The sequence below is a fragment of the Aeromicrobium sp. PFPM2_SD2 genome (genome assembly GCF_057364525.1).
This window is the reverse complement of record NZ_JBNFNZ010000408.1, coordinates 1-2,225: the sequence shown is the minus strand read 5'-3', so window position 1 is coordinate 2,225 and position 2,225 is coordinate 1. Positions and strand designations below refer to the sequence as shown.

Sequence of the window (2,225 nt, the reverse complement as noted above, 5' to 3'; positions counted from 1 at the left end):
CGTGCGCCGCGGTGCGCGCTGCCTGCAGGTGCCGCGCACCCGCGGCCCGCTCACCGTCGTCGACCGCCGCTTCGTCGAGCGGGCGCACGCCGCCGGCTGCGTCGTCCACGTCTGGACGATCGACGACCCCACCGCCATGCACGAGCTGCTCGACCTCGGGGTCGACGGCATCGTGACCGACCGCCCCGACGTGCTCAAGGACGTGCTCGTGCAGCGCGGCCAGTGGAAGGACCCCCGATGACCACCCTGACGCCCAAGCCGACGATCACCCGCGAGCAGCGGGCCTGGTTCTTCTACGACTGGGCCAACAGCGGCTACTGGACGACGACCGCGACGGTGCTGTTCTCGCCGTACCTGACGTCCGTCGCCGAGCAGGCGGCCTGCGGGTACGCCGGCACCAGCGAGCGTCCGTGCCGCGAGAACGTGGACGTGCTGGGGTTCCTCAGCCTGTCGGCCGGCTCGCTCGTCTTCTACGTCATCACCCTGACCACGCTGCTGTCGGCGGTGCTCCTGCCCGTCGTCGGGGCGCTGGCGGACCGTGCGCCGTCCAAGCGCCGGCTGCTGGCCATGATCGGCTGGATCGGCAGCGCGTTCGCGGCCGCGATGTTCCTGGTGACCGGCAGCAACTGGCAGCTGGGCGCCCTGCTGCTCGTCGGCGCGAACCTGTGCTTCGCGTCCTCGATCGTCGTGTACGACGCGATCCTGGTCGACATCGCCGGGCCGGACGACCGCGACCGCATCTCGTCGCGGGGCTGGGCCCTGGGCTACCTGGGCGGGGCGATCCTGCTGATGGTGAACCTGGCCGTCGTCACGATGCACGACGCGCTCGGGCTGACCACGCAGGAGGCGGTGCGGGTCTGCATGCTCTCGGCCGCCCTGTGGTGGGCCGGGTTCACGATCATCCCGTTCCGCGGGCTCAAGGACCACCCGCCGCGCGCCGTCGTCGACCCCGACGCCGGCACCGCCACGGTCCGCGGCAGCTTCCTGCAGCTGTGGACCACGCTCAAGGGGCTGCGCGCCTACCCCCAGACGATGCTGTTCCTGGCCGCCTACCTGTTCTTCAACGACGGCATCCAGACGGTCATCTCGGCCTCGTCGGTGTACGGCGAGAAGGAGCTCGGCTTCGACACGAACGTCCTCATGGCCACGATCCTGCTCGTGCAGTTCGTGGCCTTCGGCGGGGCCCTGCTGTTCGGCAAGGTCGCCGGCCGCATCGGTGCGCGCCGCACGATCCTGGGCGGTCTCGCGGTCTGGATCCTCATCGTGTGCGCCGGCTACCTGCTGCCGGCCGAGCAGATCGTGCCGTTCCTGGTCATGGCCGCCGGCATCGGCCTGGTCATGGGCGGCACCCAGGCCCTGTCGCGCTCGTTCTACAGCCAGCTCATCCCGAAGGGGCGCGAGGCGGAGTACTTCAGCCTGTACCAGGCCTGCGAGCGCGGCACGAGCTGGTTCGGCACCCTCGTGTTCGCCGTCGTCCACCAGATGACCGGCTCGTACCGGCCGGCGATCCTCGCGCTCATCGTCTTCTTCGTCGTCGGCGGCCTGCTGCTGCTCAAGGTCGATCCGCGTCGCGGAGTTCGAGAGGCGGGCAACGCCGAGCCTGCCGTACTGTGAAATCTCGGGGACACCTTCGACCCCTTCGGGGAATCTCACGAGGCCCTCGGACGTTCACACGTACGTAACGGACGAAGGAGTGGATGACTCATGGCAGAGCGCGCACTACGGGGAGCGCGTCTCGGAACCCAGAGCTTCGAGGACGAGCGCGGTGTCGAGATGGCGCCCCGCCAGCAGATCGAGTACGTGCTGCCGGACGGCAGGACGTTCACCGTCACCATGTCCGTCGAGGCCGAGGTGCCCGACGAGTGGGAGGACCCGAAGACCGGTGTCCTGGCCCGGCGCGTCGACGCCGGCGAGCCCGAGGTCAAGGACGAGAAGGCCGCCCGCACCCACTGGGACATGCTGCTCGAGCGGCGCTCGGTCGACGAGCTCGAGGAGATCCTGACCGAGCGTCTGGAGATGCTCCGGGCCGGCGAGATCGGCCCGCCGCACCTGCACCGCGGCACCAAGAAGAAGCCCGCCTAGACCGGCGACGCTCGCTCCTCCCCCGGCGAGCCCGCCCAGGAGGCCCCGGTCCTGCGACCGGGGCCTTCGTGCGTCCGGGGACTGGCGCTGCGTCCCGCCGGCTGGGCCCGTGCGACCGCGCGAGGACCGGCTAGCGGCGGCGC

The 2,225-nt window shown here is 70.7% G+C and carries 3 protein-coding genes; all 3 read left to right on the top strand.

From position 1 onward, the window contains the following. Nucleotides 1-241: glycerophosphodiester phosphodiesterase family protein (locus AC2W7G_RS14340; RefSeq protein WP_485869031.1), on the top strand; the 241-nt coding region annotated here is incomplete at its 5' end. After that, nucleotides 238-1,614 carry an MFS transporter gene (locus tag AC2W7G_RS14335; protein WP_485869030.1) on the top strand — a complete coding sequence of 459 codons (1,377 nt, stop codon included), beginning with the start codon at nt 238-240 and terminating at the stop codon, nt 1,612-1,614. The genes AC2W7G_RS14340 and AC2W7G_RS14335, both read left to right, overlap by 4 nt. A gap of 90 nt (nt 1,615-1,704) precedes the next feature. Further along, nucleotides 1,705-2,082 carry an RNA polymerase-binding protein RbpA gene (locus AC2W7G_RS14330; protein WP_485869029.1) on the top strand — a complete coding sequence of 126 codons (378 nt, stop codon included), beginning with the start codon at nt 1,705-1,707 and terminating at the stop codon, nt 2,080-2,082. Nucleotides 2,083-2,225 lie beyond the last annotated feature (143 nt).

What these genes read in the sequence shown, in the direction of transcription:
- AC2W7G_RS14335 (WP_485869030.1), top strand. Translation starts at nt 238, where the DNA reads ATGACCACCCTGACGCCCAAGCCGACGATCACCCGCGAGCAGCGGGCC.
- AC2W7G_RS14330 (WP_485869029.1), top strand. Translation starts at nt 1,705, where the DNA reads ATGGCAGAGCGCGCACTACGGGGAGCGCGTCTCGGAACCCAGAGCTTC.